This window comes from Desulfofundulus thermocisternus DSM 10259 (assembly GCF_000686645.1).
Lineage (GTDB): Bacteria > Bacillota > Desulfotomaculia > Desulfotomaculales > Desulfovirgulaceae > Desulfofundulus > Desulfofundulus australicus.
The window spans coordinates 45,899-64,239 of the sequence record NZ_JMLG01000003.1; the positions used below are offsets into that span (position 1 = coordinate 45,899).

The following is an 18,341-nucleotide window of genomic DNA, read 5'->3' on the forward strand; positions in this document are numbered from 1 at the left end:
GCCCCGGCACAAAACGGTGAAGGGAAGCCGCCCCGAGGCAGTCAGAAGGAGGCAAAGCCGGTGCAAATTTTTTTCAGCAAACAGGGTTTTGTGCTGGTGGGTAAGGTAAGAATGATTACTGCCATACTCCGGGAATACGCCGCACACCACACTCAGGGCTTCCCTGCATTGAGGCGGCATTTTTTAAAAACAGTCCGGCGGCATAAGCCCCCGCTGCCCCCGCGGCAAGGAAGAATTCCGGGTCCTCATCCATATCCCGTCCCATGGTGGTAACGTTGATCCCGTAACTCCGCAGGGCTTCCCGGGTGGGGTTTTCTTCCACAACGACCACCCGGTGCCTGTCCAGGATACCGCTCTCCCGGAGCTGCCGCCACACCAGGGCGCGCTTTTCATCCCCCAGGACAGGCAGGGGAACGGTACAGGGAACGAGGGCCACCCGGCCCAGGGCGGTCCTGGTATGGTGGCTCAATCCCCGGTGGCGTTCACGGCTGTCGGCAAAACTGAGGCGTGGCACCGCTACCGGCTGTCCTTTCAGGATATGTACGGCATTGACCAGCTCCCCCTGTTCCAGCCCGGTAAAGCCAAAAGTGGAAGATGTGCCGGTAATACCGGGACCCATGGCCGCAATAATAATATCCGCCCGGGCTACACTCCGGGCAGCCAGCAAACCGCTGTATACCGTAACGGCTTCATAATCGCCGCCAAAAGCGTGGCCGCAGGTCACAGTAGCCGCCAGGAGCTGTTTTTCCTTCAGTTGAAATACCAGGCGGCTCAAAGGAAGGGGCAGGGCACCTCCATCGGTCATTACATAGACCACCCGGGCCCTGCCACGGGTGATCCAGTGAATTACCGCCGCTGCCGGAGCAATCATGCTGTGCAGGGAAGCTATAACCACCGGAATACCGTCCAGGGAATCGGCCGCCCTGAAGCTGCTGCTTCCGGGATGATCTTCCTCTTCCACAGCCAGCACTTTAACCTGGGAGGGGGTATAGCGGGCTTTCATAATATGTCCCCGCGGGGAAACATCACGTACCGGGCTGGCCAGGTTGGCCATAACAAAATGGGTACCTCCGGTACCCAGCTTTTTATAGACAGCGGTGGTATTAAGCACCACCATATCCCCCGGTTTTACCGGACCGGTGAGGAGGTCATAATTGATGGCCCGCTCTTCCTTACCTTCCACCCTGACCAGGATTTCCGTCAGACCCGGCCGCCTGTCCTGAATTGCTAAAACTTCCCCCGTACGTATGCGGATCATTTTCCTCCCGCCCCTGTAGCTATGCCGTCATCATCCGGATGATTTCCAGGAGATAACGGGCATTGGTAGCCAGATCCTCCACCCGGATGAATTCCTCGGTGGTATGGACCTTTTGCATGGCAATTCCCAGGTTGACACAGGTTATGCCCCGGGAATTCAAAATGTTGGCGTCACTGCCCCCGCCGGTCTTAATAAGCTGCGGGACCAGGCCCAGCCTTTCCGCCGCTTTTTTCGCCAGCACAACGGCAGGATGGGATTCATCCAGTTTGAACTCGGGGTAAAGGGTGGTGGTGGTTATCTCCACCCGGGCATGAAATTGGGCCGCTGTTTTTTCGAGGACCTCCACCATGGCCGCCGTTTGGGCACGGCACTTGCCCCCGTCCAGGCTCCTGGTTTCCCCTTCCAGGCGGCAGTAAGCGGGAACAATGTTGGTGGCCTTGCCCCCGGAGATTACCCCGATGTTGGCCGTGGTTTCTTCATCTATACGCCCCAGTTGCATGCGAGACACGGCATGGGCGGCCACCGCAATAGCGTTAATTCCATCCTCCGGATTAATCCCCGCATGGGCTGCCCGGCCATGGATAACCGCCTCGATCTTATCCTGGGTGGGAGCCTGCACCACTATGGTTCCCGCCGGTCCGCTGGAATCCAGAACATAGCCCATCGAGGAACGCAACCGGCCGGTATCCAGGTGTTTGGCCCCTAAAAGGCCCACCTCTTCCCCGATGGTAAACACCACTTCCAGCCCGCCGTGGGCAAGCTCTTGCTCCACGATAACCCGGAGCACCTCTAAAATGGCCGCTATGCCGGCCTTGTCATCGCCCCCCAGGATGGTATTCCCGGCCGAACGGACAATCCCGTTCTCCACCACCGGCTTAATGCCCCGGCCCGGTTCCACAGTATCCATGTGCGCTACCAGCAAAAGGGGGCGTTCCGGACCCCGGGCCGGCAGGGTGGCAATCAGGTTACCGGCTTCTCCTCCCGTTTCGGCCCCGGCCCGGTCCTCTTCTACTTCCAGCCCCAGTTCTTGCAAACGGGCCGCCAGCAGGTCCGCCATTGCCCTTTCCTGCCCGCTGACACTGTCCACCTGAACCAGTTCGAGGAACTCGGCCAGGATCCTGTCCCGATTAACCATCAGTACCCCTCCATAATTGATTTCGCCAGCAGCCACTTACCCCGCCCGGACGGCGGTTGAACGCCGGACCAGGGCGGCACCCGTTTCCAGCGCCCGGCGGTTGAGGGGAATAAGCTTGTGCCGGTGCGCGGGTAGAACTTCCCGCAGCGATTTTTCCACCGCGTCCAGGGAAACAACTCCCGTCAGTTCCAGCAATGCTCCCAGAATAACGTTGCCGGCAACCCTGGCATCGCCCAGCTCTTCGGCCAGTTCATTGGCCGGTATATAATATACCCGGATATCCTTACGGGTAGCCTTGATATCAATAAGGGAGCTGTTGACCAGAAGCAATCCCCCGGGAACCACACTTTCCTCAAATTTCTCCAGGGAAGGGCGGTTCATCACAATTAGAGAAGTGGGTTCGCTAACCACCGGAGAACTGATGGGTGAATCGGAAATGGTCACGCCGCAATTGGCCGTCCCGCCCCGCATCTCAGGACCGTAGGAGGGTATCCAGGATACGTGCTTACCTTCCAGCATGCCGGCATAAGCCAGGAGCTGTCCTGTAGATAGGACCCCCTGTCCTCCGAAGCCGGCAATTAAAATCGCCTCATACATTTTAACCAACCTCCGCAGGTTTCTTGTATTCTCCCAGGGGATAGTAGGGAATCATATTTTCAGCCAGCCATTTCAAGGCCTCCGCCGGGGATAATCCCCAGTTAGTGGGGCACGCAGAGAGCACCTCGACCAGGGAAAAGCCAAGGCCGGCCAGTTGCACTTCGAAGGCCCGTTTGATGGCCTTTCTGGCCTTGATCACATGGGCCGGATCATGGACGGATACCCTGGCCACGTAGGCCGTACCATCCAGCACGCTGAGCATTTCCGATATCTTTACCGGGTAGCCGTTGATATCCTTATCCCGGCCGTAAGGAGTGGTGGTGGTCTTCTGGCCCAGCAGTGTGGTGGGAGCCATCTGGCCCCCCGTCATGGCATAAATGGCGTTATTAATAAAAATTACTGTAAATTTCTCTCCCCGGGCCGCGGCATGAACGATCTCCCCCGTTCCAATGGCCGCCAGGTCACCATCTCCCTGATAGGTGAAGACCACCCGGTCGGGCAGAACCCGCTTGATTCCCGTGGCTACGGCCGGGGCACGGCCGTGGGAAGCCTGAAACATATCGCAATCAAAGTAATTATAAGCAAAAACCGAACATCCCACCGGAGCCACACCTATGGTACGGTCAAAAATCTCCAGCTCATCAATTACCTCGGCCACCAGGCGGTGGACAATACCATGGGTGCATCCGGGACAGTAATGGGTGGGGATATCCTTCAACGACCGGGGCCTGGTAAAAACTTTTTTCATCAATTGCCTTCCCCCCCATACAGTTTTTTCACTTCCTGAACCACATCTGCCGCCACGGGAAGCATACCGCCGCAGCGACCGTAGAAATGTACCGGGTGACGGCCATTTACGGCCAGGCGCACATCCTCCACCATCTGCCCCAGGCTCATTTCCACAACCAGGAAGCTGTCCACTTTCCCCATCAGCGGTTCGAATGCCTTCTGGGGATAGGGCCACAGGGTAATGGGCCGGATGAGCCCGACCGCCAGACCCTCTTCCCGGCAACGGTCCACCACCGCTTTACAGATGCGGGCAACAGTTCCAAAGGCCACCAGCACCAGTCTTGCCCCATCCAGACGGTATTCCTCCCAGCGCTGTTCCTTACTGGCAATCAAGGCGTATTTCCGGGCCAGTTTCAGGTTATGCTGCTCCAGCTCTTCAGGAACAATATACAGGGAATTAATTAATTTTTTTTCTCCTCCCATCCGCCCGGCGGCCGCCCATGGCCGGGGGGGAATTTGAACATCTTCTTCCTCTCCCAGCTCCACCGGCTCCATCATCTGTCCCAGGATGCCGTCACCTGCTACCATCACCGGATTGCGGTACCGGTCCGCCAGGTCAAAGGCCAGTCGCATCAAATCAATGATCTCCTGCACCGAAGCGGGGGCCAGAACTATCACCCGGTAATCCCCGTGACCACCGCCCCTGGTGGCCTGAAAGTAATCCGATTGGGCAGGAGCAATATTGCCCAGGCCCGGGCCACCCCGGATCATGTTTACAATAACACAGGGCAATTCTGCCCCGGCCAGGTAGGAAATGCCTTCCTGCATCAAGCTGATACCGGGGCCGGACGAAGAGGTCATTACCCGGGCACCCGCCCCGGCAGCCCCATAGACCATATTAATGGCAGCCGTTTCACTTTCCGACTGCAGGTAAACCCCACCCACCTCCGGCAGGCGTTTGGCCAGATAATGGGGCAGTTCACTCTGGGGTGTAATGGGATAACCGAAAAAATAGCGGCAGCCTGCCCTGACCGCACCCTCCCCGATAGCTTCGTTTCCTTTCATCAGAACCTTAGCCAACGCGGGTCACCTCCCTTTCCACCTCAATCACCAGATCAGGGCACATGCGAGCGCAGGTGGCACACCCGGTGCATTTGCTCTGATCCTTAACAGTAGCCGGGTGAAACCCCATGCCGTTGATATGTTCGGCCAGGGCTATGATACCCTTCGGGCAAAAAATAACACAAAGTCCGCATCCCTTACAGCGTTCTTCCCTAAATGTAACCCGTGCGCTAGCCAAAGATCTCCCTCCTAATACCTTACATCTCCTGCCACGGAGCCTGCATGAAAAGATTTAATGCAAACACAGGAAATCCGGGTGGAAGGTGAGCCCGCAGCTTCTCCACCAAATCCCGGCGCGCCGCCACCATAACCACCGGCAGGTTTAAAAGGCGGGCCGCATCCTGCACCACCTGGTGCCCTTCCAGGATGGTCTGCCAGCCAGTAGCTGCCCCCAGATTGGTATTACTCACCAGCCCCGTCACCTGCAGGCGGCAGGCTTTTTCGATACTTTTCAGCATTTTGATAATATCGTCCTTACTCCTGGTAAAAGGGCGGCAGGCGTTAACCACCAGCCACAGGTGGTAATCATCGGGAGGCAGCAGGGGCCTGAATCTCCCCAGAACAGTTGCCCCCACATCATCACCACCCACGTCAAAAACCCCGTACCGGGCCGGATCCTCCAGTACCCCAAGGATGTCCGGAGGTAGAGCCGGTAAATCTGCCCTCATCCACTCACCCCGGGGGCAAATTACAGTTAAACCCAGCTGCTCCAGTTTTTCCTTTATCAGACGGGTACGAAAATAAGGGTTTACCACATCAAGGTCGACTATGGATGCGGGTAAACCCCGTTCCTTCAGGGAAAGGGCAAAATTAATGGCCAGTTCGGTCTTTCCGCTCCCCAGGTGGCCGGTGAAAATGGTTATTCTCTTCATCTCCGCGCCCATCAGGGACCACCCCATGCAAAACAATTCGACAGCAATAACGTTTCTCCTACCCCCTGTAACAAAAAATGCTCACCCCCGCTTACTCCCGGTCACTGCCCCACCGGTCCAGGCGATCCAGCAGCGGGCTGCGGGCTATGAGGGCGGTGAGAGAATATTTTTCGGCCACCACATGCAGTACAATGAGCAGCCCCAGATAAACCAGCTTAACACCATCCGGCAATACCCATATTGCCGTAAGCCCCAGAGCGGCACCCAGGGCGTTTGCTCCCGTATCCCCCATCATTGCCCTGGCCTTCAAATCCACGGTGAGGTAGGCCATAACGCTGCCCGCCAGTGCGCCCAGGAATGCCAGCGACCACTGTCCCCAGCCAGCGGCAAACAGGAGGATGGAACCCAGAAGAAAACCCTTTCCCGCCCGGCCGGGACGCAAATCCAGCAGGTTGATGGTATTTACGGACAGGGCCAGGGTTAAAGCATTAACCGGTACCCAGGCCAGGGGACCGGTTGCTGTGGCCAGAAAAAGGCTTACCCCTCCACCGGCCAGGGCCTTGAGGGCTCCGGTGGTCAGCCTTCCCTGCAGGAGGTTGCGCAGGTGCCCTTTCAAACCGCTGTCCCTGCGGGAGCCCCACACATCATCCACCAGCCCCAGGCAGGTGAAGGCAACCAGGGCCAGGGAAAAAGCCAGGGCGGAAAACTGGAGCTGACCCGGCAAAAACGGGTAGAGAATCACTATACAAGCCACGGTGGCCAGGGAAAAAACCAGGCCCACACCCAGGGGAATAACCTCACCCCTGAAATTCGGGCGTACAAAACCCGCTTCCACAATCATCCCCATCAGCCCCGGCAGGAAAAGACGGGTGAACATGGCTCCCAGAAAAATGGTAATAACCAGGGCAGCCGGAAATGAAAAAGCCGTGATCTGCAAGGGCATAAAAACACCTCGCGCCATGGACCAGGGTATATTACAACGACATTATTATAACTAACCTCTGGCCTGCCAGAGAACCCTGGCCACATGCCAGAATTGCTTTCCCCGGTGGATAAATCCTTTTAAATCTCTCCCGGTTTCCCGGTGGGTCATAACCACGGGAATTTCCCGGACCCGGAAACCCAGGCGGGCTGCTTTAATGGTCATACCCACTTCCACCCCGAAGCCGGAAGCAAAGGGCAGCAAATGCTGCAGCACTTCCCGCTTCAGGGCCCGCTGCCCGGACAAAGGGGCATCCATAACCAGGCCCGTATACCACCGGATCCCGGCCCGGGCCAGGCCCTTGACCAGGCCGAATCCACCCCTGCGCCTGGCTGCCGGGAAGCAGGCCACCGTCATATCGGCCTCGTCTTCCAGGATGGGGAGCAGCAACTTCCTGGCCTGCACGGCACTGGCTCCCAGGTCGGCATCTATAAGCAGGATAACATCCCGGGTGCAGAGGGGCACTCCCCGGTTTAAAGCTTCACCTTTGCCCCTGTTGCGCTCAAGACTGATTACCCGGGCACCGCAGGCCCGGGCTATTTCGGCCGTGGCATCGGTGGAACCATCATCAACCACCACCACCTCCGCCACCTCGGGAATGGATAAAACAGCCTCCAACGTATCCCCGATCCGTCCAGCCTCATTATAGGCGGGAATCAGTACCGATACCGCTGGTTCCTTTTCCATCAGCAGGCTGTCCCCCTTCGTCCAGTTCGGGCAGAAACTTCTGGGCGGTAGGTTTAACGCCATAATGCCCCGGCTTGCCCGTAAGCGCATATACCAGAGCCACCTGACCGGGAATGGTATCAATATTATCCACAGTAGTAATGCGTTTTTTCTGGTAGTCCTGCATATAGGAGTAAAGGACACCGGTTTCTTCCACGCCGTAGACAGGCACTTTGTATTGCAAGAGAGTATCGATCAGGGGCAAATCCAGGGCCTGAACCCTGACCATTTTGCGATCCTGGCTGCCGCCGATGATAATCACACCATCCAGGGGAACTCCATAATTCCCGCTGATTTTAAGCAGATCCTCCTCCACCAGGACCTCCATTGCCTTATTCTTTCCTTTAACCAGTCCCCGGGCAATTTCCGCAGCCAGGCGGGTGGTCAGTTGCTCATCAGTCAGGTTACTCCAGCCCAGTTTTTTCTCCAGTGCCTGCCTGTTGCCATCTATATAAAAACCATTCAACACCGTGGTAATGGACTGCACCTCAGCCCCGGCCAGGCGCAGGGTGGCAATAAGATCATCGGGAAATCCATAACTGTTTGTTTCGATAATGGCCAGCCGGTAGCCGCTCAAACGCTCGCGTACCAGAACCGGCAGCACCTGCTTTTCGAACTGTTTTTGCCTTTCGTTGTCCATTTCCAGGGCACTGGCCCGTGCTTCCACCGCTTCGTTTTTTTCCCGGAGCTGCTCCATTTGCAACATGAGTTTATCCGCCAGTTGCTTTTGCTGGCGGGTTAAAGCATCATTCCCGAGCAGGGTACTGCCCACCAGTATGCCAATCCCCAGGGCAAGAAAAACGGCCACCAGGGAAGCAATATGATATTTTAAATCTATTATCATCATCCCACCAACCTATATCCCCAGCAACAGGCGGAACTGGATATATAAAAGGCGCAAAAGCTCCCTGGTCGCCGGGGAAATAATAATAACCACGCCGGCGGGTAAAAGGGCCGCGAGAACAATCTGGGCCAGGTACCTGGCTTTGAGACGATTGCGGTAAAGCTTGCTCACTCCTTTGGCATCAACCAGTACCGACCCCACCTTCAGGCGCACCAGAAAAGTGCTCCCCATGCCCTGCCGTCCTTTTTCCAAAAAGTCCTCCACACAAAAATGGGTACCTACCGCCACTATTAATTCCGCTCCCCCGTCATACGCCAGGAGCATGGCTATATCCTCGCTGGTCCCGGGAGCAGCAAAAATTGCCGCCTTTAACCCCAGTTGCTGTATCCGCTGCAACCCGGGAGCGCGACCGTCAGGATAGGCATGCACCACCAGCTCCGCCCCTGAACGAAGGGTTTTATCCGAAACGCTGTCCATATCCCCCACGATGACGTCGGGCTGGTAGCCAAACTCGATCAGGGCGTCGGCGCCCCCATCCACGCCCACCAGCACCGGGTGCATTTCATCAATGTAAGACTTAATGGCCCTGAGATCTTCCTTATAGTTATGCCCCCGCACCACAATTAGCACGTGCCTTCCCTTGAAGGAAGTACGCAAAGAGGGCCGCTGGTACTCGCCCTTGATCAGGCTCATTTCGTGGCGAGCATGTTCCAGGGTATTTTCCACAAAACGGGAAAGGACATTGCCCATATTTTTCTGGGCCAGTGCCATTTTTTGTTTGATTTCCTCGGCAGTGAGAATATGACCGGAGGCCACCTGGCGGCCCTGGCAGAAAATCACGCCATCAACAATCTCCACTTCCTGCCCTTCCGCCACCAGTTCCATAATCCCCTCCCCGGCATTATCCACCAGGATTATACCTGCCTGGACCAGAGTCAGGGGACCATGATTGGGATATTTATCGCTCAAAGAGGGGGCAGCATTAATTACCGCCCGTACCCGGGCTTCCACCAGGGAACGGGCAGCCACATCATCCAGCTCAGGATGGTTGATAACAGCTATTTCATGAGGCCCCAGGCGCTTGACCAGGTGTTTCGTCCGCTTGTCCACCCGGGCAATACCCCTGACGTGCATATAATCTCACCGCCTTAATATTTCTCTAACATTTTACAGTTTTTGTGACAGCCAGTCAAGAAAAGGCCCTGTTTCGCAAAAAAACCTGACCGTAGGTCAGGTTCCCGGCTGCTTTAACTTACTTTAGCCTCCAGTCTAAGCTTGTCCGCTACCATGGCTATAAATTCAGAATTGGTGGGCTTGCCTCTCTGTAAATTTATTGTATAGCCGAAAAACTTGGTCATCATTTCCACGTTCCCTCTATCCCAGGCCAGCTCTATGGCATGACGGATGGCCCTTTCCACCCGGCTGGGTGTGGTCTGGTATTTCTGGGCAATCATGGGGTAAAGTTCTTTGGTCACTGCCCCCAGCAGGTTGACCTCGTTAATTACTGCCAGGATGGCATCCCGCAAGTAGTGATATCCCTTTATATGGGCCGGAACGCCCATCTCATGAATGATATTCGTAACCGCCACATCGAGATTTTTAGTTTTATTTGGAGATATGTACTGGGAGACATTAACGCCATCGGCAAGCTGCCGGATACGCGTTGCCAGAACACTGAAATCAAAGGGTTTTAATATATAATAATCAGCTCCCAGCTCCACTGCCCGCTGGGTTACGCTTTCCTGTCCAAAAGCAGTAAGCATTATTACCTTGGGGCGGGGCGAAGTATTTCCCAACTTCTCCAGCACACCAATACCATCCAGGTGAGGCATAATGATATCAAGGACAACAATATCGGGTTTTTGCTGTTTTATTAACTCCAGGGCCTCTAATCCATTATATGCTATACCTGTTAATTCAAAATCCTCTTGTTGATGGATAAATTCTTTGAGTAATTCGCAAAACTCTCGATTATCATCAGCAATTAACACCTTAACGGTCTTTTTCACCATTAAATCCCGCCTCCTGAACAAATAAAATAATTTTCTCTATAATGGTATTTATAGGCAATTTCGACGCATAAAAAAAATCTCCTTCCTAACGAAGGAAATAATTTATTTACTATTTTTGTTAATATATGACACTAAATGACTACCTAGGAACATAATATGGTTCTTAGTCGAAAAAAGCTGTAGATCAAGCAACTTTTTTATCTTTTGGTAGCAAGTTTGCCTCATAGATCATCCATTCGGCAAGCACACCATAACCACGGGTAGGATCGTTTACAAAAACATGGGTTACGGCACCTACAATCCTGCCGTTCTGGATGATGGGACTGCCACTCATTCCCTGAATAATTCCACCGGTCTGGCGCAATAACTCGGGATCAATAACTTTTATCACCAGACCCTTACCTTCCCACCTGTTCTGAGGCATTACCTGTAATATTTCAACAGAATATCTACCAATTCGATTTCCCCGTAAAACGGTGAGAATCTCAGCGGGGCCCCTCTTCACCTGGTAAACCAGGGCCACGGGAATTGGCTGCGGGTAGAGGGGGTTGGCCAGGGGCTGGCGCAGTGAACCAAAAATTCCATAGGATGTATTTTTTTCTATATTCCCTGTCAATCCGTCGCCGGTAAATAACCCGATTTTTTCACCGGGCTGGCCCCGGCGACCGGGACGGATCCCCTGCACCACCGCCTCCACGATCTGGCCGTCTTCAAGATCGATCCGGCGGTTTGTTTCAAAATCGGTAATCACGTGACCGAGGGCTCCATATTTTTTACTTTTTGGTTCGTAAAATGTCAGGGTGCCAATACCGGCCGCACTATCCCTCACATAAAGCCCTATACGATATCTTTTTGTTTCCGCGCAGAAGACCGGGTTCAGCCGCGTGGTAAAGACGCGCTGGCCCCGTTTTATTTCCAGGGTAACCGGGCTGCCCGTCTGACCACACCGGCTTATTTCACTGCGCACCTGCTGTTCGCTCTGTACCCGGCGGCCGTTTATTTTCAGGATTATATCTCCGTTTAAAATCCCTGCTTCCAGAGCAGGATTATGCTTGTTACCCTGCGGGTCGGTTATAACGGCATGCCCTGCGACCATAACTCCCCGGGAATGAAGCAGGACGCCTATGGAATGCCCGCCGGGAACAACCCTCACGGCAGGCACTACATTGACCACCATATGGTTCAGGGGAATAAGTCCCAGAAGTTTAATCTGCATATCCACCCTTCCGGGAACGGTGGCTACCGGTACGATACCCTGGCCGGGATTCCAGGTGATCCGGGGCTGCCCGGATAAAATTTTTACTTTAAAGAATTTTACGGGTAATCCCCGGGGTAAGAGGGGGTCGCCTATGGCCACATTTGTTCCAAAGGACATAAATAAAGCCTTAACGGTCATATTTAAACCCAGAAAACCCGCTATCAGAAGTAAAACAGCCATGGTAAAGACAAGTCTTTTTCTGCTCAGAATTTATCGCCTCCCCGATAATTTTGCCTCACCTCCATTCCAGATAAGGCATAAAATTTTAAATAATAATGTGCATTTTTAAGATAGCCCGAGATAATGTCATTTATTCTGACTAAATGTGCCGACAATGGTTTATTTGCTTTTAAAAAACAAAAAAGCCCGTAAATGGGCTTGGGATGTCGTTCTGGCTTTGAAAATTTAAAAATAAATATTTAAGTGCTTTAACAATTTTTTTTACGGGCATTTTTTAATCTGGCCTGTTCCAGCAGGTGACGGGCATGATCCCTGGCCAGGGTATCTGCCTCATGTCCGCCGAGCATGCGGGCCAGTTCCCCCAGGCGTTCCTCCCCATCCAGTTTCTTTACCCGGGTTATGGTTTGCCCGGCCCGGACTTCCTTGAAAATGCTGAAATGGGTAAGGGCAAAGCTGGCTATCTGGGGGGCATGGGTAACGCAGATCACCTGGCGATGACCGGCGAGGCCGGCCAGCTTTTCAGCTACGGACACCAGGGTCCTTCCGCCAATACCTGCATCCACCTCATCAAAAACCAGGGTTGGCAATTCATCCACCCCGGCCAGGATGGCGCGCAGGGCCAGCATCACCCGGGACAGCTCACCACCGGAAGCAATTCTGGCCAGCGGGCGCAAGGGTTCCCCGGGGTTGGGGGAAATAAGAAACTCCACCCGCTCACGCCCGGCTGCAGAGGCCTCCTTCAGCTCCTCGAATTGCACCTGGAAGGCAACTTTATTCATTTCCAGGTCGGCCAGCTCCCGCATTACCGCTTCTTCCAGCAACCGGGCCTGCTCCCGGCGGGCCAGGGAAAGCTCCTGCGCTTTACTTTGCCAGCGCTCCGCCCACCTTTCAACCTCCTCCTCCAGGGCCGCCATGTTTTCCCCGGCCAGGGTGAGTGTTTCCAGTTCGGCTGCTGCCTGTTCCCGATAACGCAGGATCTCCTCCACGCTGTTACCGTATTTCCGCTTGAGCTCGCCGATGCGGGAAAGCCTCTCCTCCACCTCCTGCAGGCGTCCGGGGTTGAATTCCAGCTCCTCCCGGTACCGGGCCAGCTCCCGCACCACATCCTCCACCTGATATAAAACGTTCCGCAAAACTGAGCTCAACGACGTAAGCCCGGGATCGAACCGGGACAATTCTTCCAGGTCCCGGCAGGCATGACCCAGCAGATCCATTGCCGCCGGCAAACCTTCCTCACCACCGTGCAGGGCCTGATAACAACGACCGGCCAGGACGGTCATCTTTTCGGCATTGGCCAGGCGTATCCGTTCCTGGAGCAGCGCTTCTTCTTCCCCGGCAGAAAGGTGAGCGTTATCAATCTCCTGCACCTGATAGGCCAGCAAGTCCTGGCGGTGGAGCCGGTCCCTGGTGTTATTGCGGAGTTCTTCCAGCCGGGATGACAGCTCACGCCACCGGTGATAAATTTCCGCCACTTCCTGCCGCAGGGACCATAACCCGGCAAACCGGTCCAGGAGGTCCCTGTGCCGGTCGGGGTTAAAAAGGGACTGGCTCTCATGCTGCCCGTGGATATCCACAAGATGCTGTCCTGCTTCCCGGAAGATGCTCAGGGGAACCAGCTGCCCGTTCAACCGGCAGGTGTGGCGGCCATTGCGGCTCAATTCCCGCGTCATGACCAGCATCCCGTCTTCTTCCAGCGAAATTCCCCACGTCCCCAGCTTCTCCTTAAGCGCCGCCAGCGGTTGAATTTCAAAAACTGCAGTAATCCTGGCCTTATCTTTTCCGGTGCGGATAAATTCCGTCCAGGCCCTGCCGCCCAGCGCTACCTGCAGGGCTTCCACAATAATTGACTTGCCCGCACCCGTTTCCCCGGTAAGTACGTTCAACCCGGAAGTGAATTCTATGCTCTGCCGGTCAATAAGGCCGAAATCCTGAATATCCAGGGATACCAGCACGTCCTCACCCCCTGGCCAGCTCATTTAAACGCTGCAGCACTGCCGAAACCTTTTTTTTGGGTTTGACTATAACTAAAATGGTATCATCGCCAGCCACGGTACCGATGATTTCCGGCCAGGCCGCCTGATCGATGGCCGAAGCAACGCCCTGCGCCTCACCCGGCAGGGTTTTAATCACCACCAGGTTTTCACTGTAATCGATGAGCTGTACCGAAGTGCGCAGGAGCCTCTTGAGCCGTTCATCCCGTTTTAAAGGAGGTGCTTCACCCGGAGCGGCATAACGAAAAATACCGCCCTCGGCGGGAACCTTGATCAGCCCCAGCTCCCGGATATCCCGGGACACTGTAGCCTGGGTAACGGGAAACCCGGCTGCCCGCAGGGCCTCCGCCAGCTCTTCCTGGGTTTCGATAACCTGCTGGCGGATAATCTCCAGGATTAACCTCTGCCGCCGGGCTTTCACTTTCCAGCACCTGCCTTTTCCAGGAGAATAACCACCGGTGCCCTGGAAGACCGGTTCCAGAAGGACAGCCTCACCACCGCATACTGGTGGGGGGGAAGATCCCGGGTAAACTCCTCCACAGCCTTCAGTTCCTCCATTGCCCCCGGATGTCCAGTATAGACGACCAGGGAAATGCGGCCCCCCGCAGCCAGCAGGGAGAGTGCCGCCTTCAGGGCTTCCAGGGTGGAATCGGGCCGCGTAATGATCCGGTGGTCACCACCGGGTAAGTAGCCCAGGTTAAACATTACCGCTTTCACCCCGCCGGGAACGTAGGCGGACATTTCCCGGTGATCCACAGCCAGTAGAGTCACCCGGTCCAGCAGGCCCGCCCCGGCCAGCTGTTCCCTGGTCTTCTCCAGGGCCCGGGCCTGAATATCAAAGGCAAAAACCTTCCCCTGCCTCCCCACACCCCGGGCTAAAAAAAGAGTATCCTGGCCGTTACCCGCAGTGGCATCCACCGCCAGACAACCCGGTACCAGCACGGGACTGATAAAACCTTGCGCCCATTGCACGGCACTATCGCATTTAAAAACCATTCAGGCGTTCACCTTCACTCAATTTTTGACGCAGGAGGTAGAAAAAACTGCGTTTTTTCAGCCGTATTAAACGGGCCCGGTGAGCCGACTGCCGGACGAGCACCATATCATTGAATTCCAGTTTATAACCCTGCTGGCCATCTACCGTCAACATGACCTCTCCCTGTTTTGAACGGATAATCACCTTAACCTGGCTGGTGGCTTTGATGACCAGGGGCCTGGCCCAGAGGGAATGGGGGCAGATGGGGGTAACCACCATCAGATCCAGCTCCGGCGTAACCAGAGGACCACCTGCAGATAGGGAATAAGCCGTGGAACCGGTAGGAGTGGCCACAATTAAACCATCGGCGGGGTAGGTCGTCACAAGATGCTCATCCACATATGTTTCCAGGAAAATAAGCCTGGCGAAGGCTCCCTTGGTAATAACCGCATCGTTTAAACCTGTAACCTGCTGAACCGTCTGGCCTCCCCGTAAAACCCTGGCCTCCAGCATCATCCGCTCCTCAACGCTGTACCGGCCGGCCAGCAGCTTTTCCAGGCCCGGCCAGAGTTCTGGAGCATCGATTTCAGTTAAGAAACCAAGGTGACCAAAATTAATTCCCAGAAGCGGTATCCCCCGGGGAGCGGCTTCCCGGGCACAGCGCAGCAGGGTACCATCACCGCCAAGCACCAGCATGACTTCAGCAATCTGCACAAGCTGTTCCCGGGGAAGGCCCATTTCAGGGTGGCCAAGAGCAATGGCCGTATCATGGGCCATAACCACCCGGCACCCCCGTGCAGTCAGCCAGTCAATAATTTGTTCTACCAGGGGAGCAACCTCTTGCTTGCCCAGGTTAACCACCAAGCCGATGTTTCTCATTGGCTCACTCCTTTGCCAGGGCAGGACGGCAAATGGCTGTTTGTTCAACTGCCCCCGTTCAGTTCTGCGTGGGCCCTGGCTACCACCACCGGAATAGTCGAGGGAATATCTACCCGGTCCGGACCGTTCTTATCAAAACATACCAAGAACTCTATATTTCCTTCCGGCCCTTTAATTGGTGAATAATCCAGGCCGCGAACGCCCCAGCCCAGGTTATTTATGACACGGCAAACAGCAGAGATAACCTCCTGATGCACCCCCGGATCGCGTACCACTCCTTTTTTCCCCACCTTGTCCCGGCCGGCTTCAAACTGTGGTTTGATGAGTGCTACACCCAGGGCGCTATCGGTGGTCAGCTCCTGCAGCACAGGTAAAACCTTTTCTAAAGAAATAAAAGAAACGTCCACCACGGCAATATCCGCCAGGCAAGGCAGCTCGCTTTTTTTGAGGTAGCGAATGTTGGTACGCTCGAAGAGAACCACCCTGGGGTCGTTCCGTAGTTTCCAGGCCATCTGGCCGTAGCCAACATCCACGGCAATAACCAGGCGCGCACCATGCTGCAGGGCACAATCGGTAAATCCCCCATGGGAAGCCCCTACATCCAGAACCACCCGGCCGGTAAAATCAAGCTGAAAACTGTGAATGGCTTTTTCCAACTTCAAACCGCCCCGGCTGACGTAAGGCATCCGACCGGTGACCTCAATCCAGCTCGCAGGATTTACCATTCGCCCCGGCTTATCCACCGTTTGTCCATCAACCCGCACCTGTCCGGCCATAATGGCTGCCCTGGCCTTTTCCCTGCTGGGGAAAAGCCCCCGCTCCACCAGCAGCATATCCAGGCGCTGCCTGGCAATGGTCATGGTCACTGCACTCCAATTTTAACCCTGGTTTTTTTCCTGTGTGCTCCCAGCATCTTGATAACGGTATTAACCAGCACTTCCACGGTCAGGCCGCAGCGGGCCAGCAGTATTTCCCGGCTACCGTGCTGGATAAACTCATCCGGTATACCCAGGCGAACCACCTGGACGTTACGCAATCCCCTGTCTCCAAGCAGTTCCAGTACAGCGCTGCCAAACCCGCCCTGCAAAACGTGCTCTTCAATGGTCACTACCCGCCTGGTACGCAGGGCATAACGGCTGATACACTCTTCATCCAGGGGCTTGATAAACCGGGCGTTAATTACCGCAGCCTGGATACCCTGCTGTTCTAAAAGCATGGCAGCCTCACCGGCCACGGAAACCATGCTGCCTGCTGCCAGCAGGGTTACGTCATCCCCTTCCCGCAGCACCTGAGCCTTTCCCACAGGCAGGGGGAGGATTTCTTCGTCCAGAGGGCATCCCGTACCGGCACTCCGCGGGTAACGCAGTGCCGCCGGTCCGGGATATTCCAGGGCCGTCTTTAACATGCGGCGAAGTTCGTTTTCATCCCCGGGGGCCATTAGCACCAGGTTGGGAATAGAACGCAGGTAAGCAAAATCAAATACGCCGTGGTGGGTGGCTCCATCCTCGCCGACCAGGCCTGCCCGGTCCAGGGCAAAGGTAACGGGCAGGTTTTGCAGGCAAACATCATGAAGTACCTGGTCGTAGGCCCTCTGCAGAAAGGTTGAATATATAGCCACCACGGGTTTCAAACCACCTGCAGCCAGGCCTGCCCCCAGGGTAACGGCGTGCTGCTCGGCAATACCAACATCAAAGAACCTTTCCGGAAAAGCAGCGGCAAATTGATCCAGGCCGGTACCCGACGGCATGGCCGCTGTAATGGCCACTATACGCTCATCCTGCCGTGCCAGTTCCACCAGTGAGCGTCCAAATACCTCGGTGTAGGAAGGTGGCTGTCCCGGTTTTTTAATTACCCGGCCCGTTTTAATTTCAAAGGGACCAATACCGTGAAATTTACCGGCATTCTCTTCCGCCGGCCGGTATCCCCGCCCTTTGCGGGTAAGCACATGCACCAGCACGGGGCCCCGGGTGGCTTTAGCCTGCTGGAAGACACTGATCATGGTCTGAATATCGTGACCATCAATGGGCCCCAGATAGATAAAACCGAGTTCCTCAAAAAACATGCCCGGTACTACCAGGTATTTCAGGGAATCCTTTATCCTGTCTACCACTTTAATTACCCGCGGCCCGATGGCCGGGATGCGTTTTAATAATTGTTCCAGCTCCTCCTTACCCCTGGAATACATGGGATCGGTACGGAGGCGGCTCAAGTACCTGGCCAGCCCTCCCACGTTGGGGGCAATGGACATCTCGTTATCATTTAACACCACGATCAGGCCTGTCTTGTGGTGACCGGCATGATTTAAGGCTTCAAAAGCCATGCCTCCGGTCATTGCCCCGTCGCCAATCACCGCCACTACAGAGTAATTGTCCCCCTTCAGATCACGGGCCAGCGCCAGGCCTAAAGCTGCGGAAATGGAGGTACTGCTATGCCCGGTGCCGAAGGCATCATGTTCACTCTCCTGAGGTCTGGGAAAGCCGCTGATACCTCCAAACTGGCGCAGGGTATGGAAAACCGGCCGGCGACCGGTAACCAGCTTGTGCACATAGGACTGGTGGCCAACATCCCAGATAATTTTATCCCGGGGGGTTTGGAAAACCCGGTGTAAAGCCAGGGTAAGTTCCACCACGCCCAGATTGGGAGCCAGGTGGCCACCATTCCTGGCCACGGTTTCAATAATCTCCTGCCGGATTTCAAAAGCAAGCTGCTGTAAATCATTAATATCCAGTGCACGCAAATCCGCTGGAGAATTAATTTTGGCAAGCAACTTCTTCATCTTT

Annotated in this window: 19 protein-coding genes; all 19 read right to left on the bottom strand. The window is 55.2% G+C overall.

The annotated features are described in order from the left end of the window. Window positions 1-115: 115 nt before the first annotated feature. A complete protein-coding gene (locus BR83_RS15055; RefSeq protein WP_051617879.1) occupies window positions 116-1,258 on the bottom strand; it encodes a DUF3866 family protein in 1,143 nt (380 codons plus the stop codon). A gap of 19 nt (window positions 1,259-1,277) precedes the next feature. After that, on the bottom strand, window positions 1,278-2,393 hold the full coding sequence (locus BR83_RS0104245) for a M20/M25/M40 family metallo-hydrolase (RefSeq protein ID WP_027356024.1): 1,116 nt from the start codon (window positions 2,391-2,393) through the stop codon (window positions 1,278-1,280). Window positions 2,394-2,429: 36 nt separating this feature from the next. Continuing rightward, window positions 2,430-2,990 (bottom strand): 2-oxoacid:acceptor oxidoreductase family protein, encoded by a 561-nt coding sequence (locus tag BR83_RS0104250; RefSeq protein ID WP_027356025.1) that lies wholly within the window; start codon window positions 2,988-2,990, stop codon window positions 2,430-2,432. A 1-nt stretch (window position 2,991) separates the two neighbouring features. Further along, the gene (locus tag BR83_RS0104255) at window positions 2,992-3,738 is read right to left on the bottom strand and encodes a thiamine pyrophosphate-dependent enzyme (RefSeq protein ID WP_027356026.1); all 747 of its coding nucleotides are present in this window, start codon (window positions 3,736-3,738) and stop codon (window positions 2,992-2,994) included. After that, the gene (locus tag BR83_RS0104260) at window positions 3,738-4,799 is read right to left on the bottom strand and encodes a 3-methyl-2-oxobutanoate dehydrogenase subunit VorB (RefSeq protein WP_027356027.1); all 1,062 of its coding nucleotides are present in this window, start codon (window positions 4,797-4,799) and stop codon (window positions 3,738-3,740) included. The genes BR83_RS0104255 and BR83_RS0104260 overlap by 1 nt, the downstream gene beginning before the upstream one ends. Then, complete coding sequence (locus tag BR83_RS0104265; RefSeq protein WP_027356028.1) at window positions 4,792-5,019, bottom strand: 4Fe-4S binding protein; 228 nt, start codon at window positions 5,017-5,019, stop codon at window positions 4,792-4,794. The genes BR83_RS0104260 and BR83_RS0104265 overlap by 8 nt, the downstream gene beginning before the upstream one ends. Window positions 5,020-5,038: 19 nt before the next feature. Next, window positions 5,039-5,725, bottom strand: coding sequence for a hypothetical protein (locus tag BR83_RS0104270; protein WP_027356029.1), 687 nt, complete (start codon window positions 5,723-5,725; stop codon window positions 5,039-5,041). Window positions 5,726-5,804: 79 nt separating this feature from the next. Beyond that, the gene (locus tag BR83_RS0104275) at window positions 5,805-6,656 is read right to left on the bottom strand and encodes an MraY family glycosyltransferase (protein ID WP_034634496.1); all 852 of its coding nucleotides are present in this window, start codon (window positions 6,654-6,656) and stop codon (window positions 5,805-5,807) included. A gap of 51 nt (window positions 6,657-6,707) precedes the next feature. Beyond that, on the bottom strand, window positions 6,708-7,382 hold the full coding sequence (locus BR83_RS0104280) for a glycosyltransferase family 2 protein (RefSeq protein WP_027356031.1): 675 nt from the start codon (window positions 7,380-7,382) through the stop codon (window positions 6,708-6,710). Next, window positions 7,339-8,268: a copper transporter gene (locus BR83_RS0104285; protein WP_027356032.1), complete on the bottom strand. Its 930-nt coding sequence runs from the start codon at window positions 8,266-8,268 to the stop codon at window positions 7,339-7,341. The genes BR83_RS0104280 and BR83_RS0104285 overlap by 44 nt, the downstream gene beginning before the upstream one ends. Window positions 8,269-8,277: 9 nt before the next feature. Further along, the gene (gene steA / locus BR83_RS0104290; RefSeq protein WP_027356033.1) at window positions 8,278-9,399 is read right to left on the bottom strand and encodes a putative cytokinetic ring protein SteA; all 1,122 of its coding nucleotides are present in this window, start codon (window positions 9,397-9,399) and stop codon (window positions 8,278-8,280) included. A 113-nt stretch (window positions 9,400-9,512) separates the two neighbouring features. Continuing rightward, window positions 9,513-10,277, bottom strand: coding sequence for a sporulation transcription factor Spo0A (gene spo0A / locus BR83_RS0104295; protein ID WP_027356034.1), 765 nt, complete (start codon window positions 10,275-10,277; stop codon window positions 9,513-9,515). A 184-nt stretch (window positions 10,278-10,461) separates the two neighbouring features. Further along, window positions 10,462-11,652 carry a SpoIVB peptidase gene (spoIVB, locus tag BR83_RS0104300; RefSeq protein WP_242839621.1) on the bottom strand — a complete coding sequence of 397 codons (1,191 nt, stop codon included), beginning with the start codon at window positions 11,650-11,652 and terminating at the stop codon, window positions 10,462-10,464. A gap of 311 nt (window positions 11,653-11,963) precedes the next feature. Further along, on the bottom strand, window positions 11,964-13,667 hold the full coding sequence (recN, locus tag BR83_RS0104305; RefSeq protein WP_027356036.1) for a DNA repair protein RecN: 1,704 nt from the start codon (window positions 13,665-13,667) through the stop codon (window positions 11,964-11,966). A 4-nt stretch (window positions 13,668-13,671) separates the two neighbouring features. Then, window positions 13,672-14,127 carry an arginine repressor gene (argR, locus tag BR83_RS0104310; RefSeq protein ID WP_027356037.1) on the bottom strand — a complete coding sequence of 152 codons (456 nt, stop codon included), beginning with the start codon at window positions 14,125-14,127 and terminating at the stop codon, window positions 13,672-13,674. Further along, a complete protein-coding gene (locus tag BR83_RS0104315) occupies window positions 14,124-14,702 on the bottom strand; it encodes a tRNA 5-(aminomethyl)-2-thiouridylate-methyltransferase MnmM (RefSeq protein ID WP_027356038.1) in 579 nt (192 codons plus the stop codon). Before BR83_RS0104315 ends, argR begins: the two co-directional genes overlap by 4 nt. Beyond that, window positions 14,692-15,561 carry an NAD(+)/NADH kinase gene (locus BR83_RS0104320; protein ID WP_027356039.1) on the bottom strand — a complete coding sequence of 290 codons (870 nt, stop codon included), beginning with the start codon at window positions 15,559-15,561 and terminating at the stop codon, window positions 14,692-14,694. Before BR83_RS0104320 ends, BR83_RS0104315 begins: the two co-directional genes overlap by 11 nt. Before the next feature lie 44 nt (window positions 15,562-15,605). After that, entirely contained in the window at window positions 15,606-16,421 is an 816-nt protein-coding gene (locus BR83_RS0104325; RefSeq protein ID WP_027356040.1) for a TlyA family RNA methyltransferase, read from the bottom strand. A 2-nt stretch (window positions 16,422-16,423) separates the two neighbouring features. Further along, on the bottom strand, window positions 16,424-18,337 hold the full coding sequence (dxs, locus tag BR83_RS0104330; RefSeq protein ID WP_027356041.1) for a 1-deoxy-D-xylulose-5-phosphate synthase: 1,914 nt from the start codon (window positions 18,335-18,337) through the stop codon (window positions 16,424-16,426). Window positions 18,338-18,341: the final 4 nt, after the last annotated feature.

Coding starts and splice junctions, on each gene's coding strand:
- BR83_RS15055 (WP_051617879.1), bottom strand. CDS start 1,258: ATGATCCGCATACGTACGGGGGAAGTTTTAGCAATTCAGGACAGGCGG.
- BR83_RS0104245 (WP_027356024.1), bottom strand. CDS start 2,393: ATGGTTAATCGGGACAGGATCCTGGCCGAGTTCCTCGAACTGGTTCAG.
- BR83_RS0104250 (WP_027356025.1), bottom strand. CDS start 2,990: ATGTATGAGGCGATTTTAATTGCCGGCTTCGGAGGACAGGGGGTCCTA.
- BR83_RS0104255 (WP_027356026.1), bottom strand. CDS start 3,738: ATGAAAAAAGTTTTTACCAGGCCCCGGTCGTTGAAGGATATCCCCACC.
- BR83_RS0104270 (WP_027356029.1), bottom strand. CDS start 5,725: ATGGGCGCGGAGATGAAGAGAATAACCATTTTCACCGGCCACCTGGGG.
- BR83_RS0104275 (WP_034634496.1), bottom strand. CDS start 6,656: ATGCCCTTGCAGATCACGGCTTTTTCATTTCCGGCTGCCCTGGTTATT.
- BR83_RS0104280 (WP_027356031.1), bottom strand. CDS start 7,382: ATGGAAAAGGAACCAGCGGTATCGGTACTGATTCCCGCCTATAATGAG.
- BR83_RS0104285 (WP_027356032.1), bottom strand. CDS start 8,268: ATGATGATAATAGATTTAAAATATCATATTGCTTCCCTGGTGGCCGTT.
- steA (WP_027356033.1), bottom strand. CDS start 9,399: ATGCACGTCAGGGGTATTGCCCGGGTGGACAAGCGGACGAAACACCTG.
- spo0A (WP_027356034.1), bottom strand. CDS start 10,277: ATGGTGAAAAAGACCGTTAAGGTGTTAATTGCTGATGATAATCGAGAG.
- spoIVB (WP_242839621.1), bottom strand. CDS start 11,652: ATGTCCTTTGGAACAAATGTGGCCATAGGCGACCCCCTCTTACCCCGG.
- BR83_RS0104315 (WP_027356038.1), bottom strand. CDS start 14,702: ATGGTTTTTAAATGCGATAGTGCCGTGCAATGGGCGCAAGGTTTTATC.
- BR83_RS0104320 (WP_027356039.1), bottom strand. CDS start 15,561: ATGAGAAACATCGGCTTGGTGGTTAACCTGGGCAAGCAAGAGGTTGCT.
- BR83_RS0104325 (WP_027356040.1), bottom strand. CDS start 16,421: ATGACCATTGCCAGGCAGCGCCTGGATATGCTGCTGGTGGAGCGGGGG.
- dxs (WP_027356041.1), bottom strand. CDS start 18,337: ATGAAGAAGTTGCTTGCCAAAATTAATTCTCCAGCGGATTTGCGTGCA.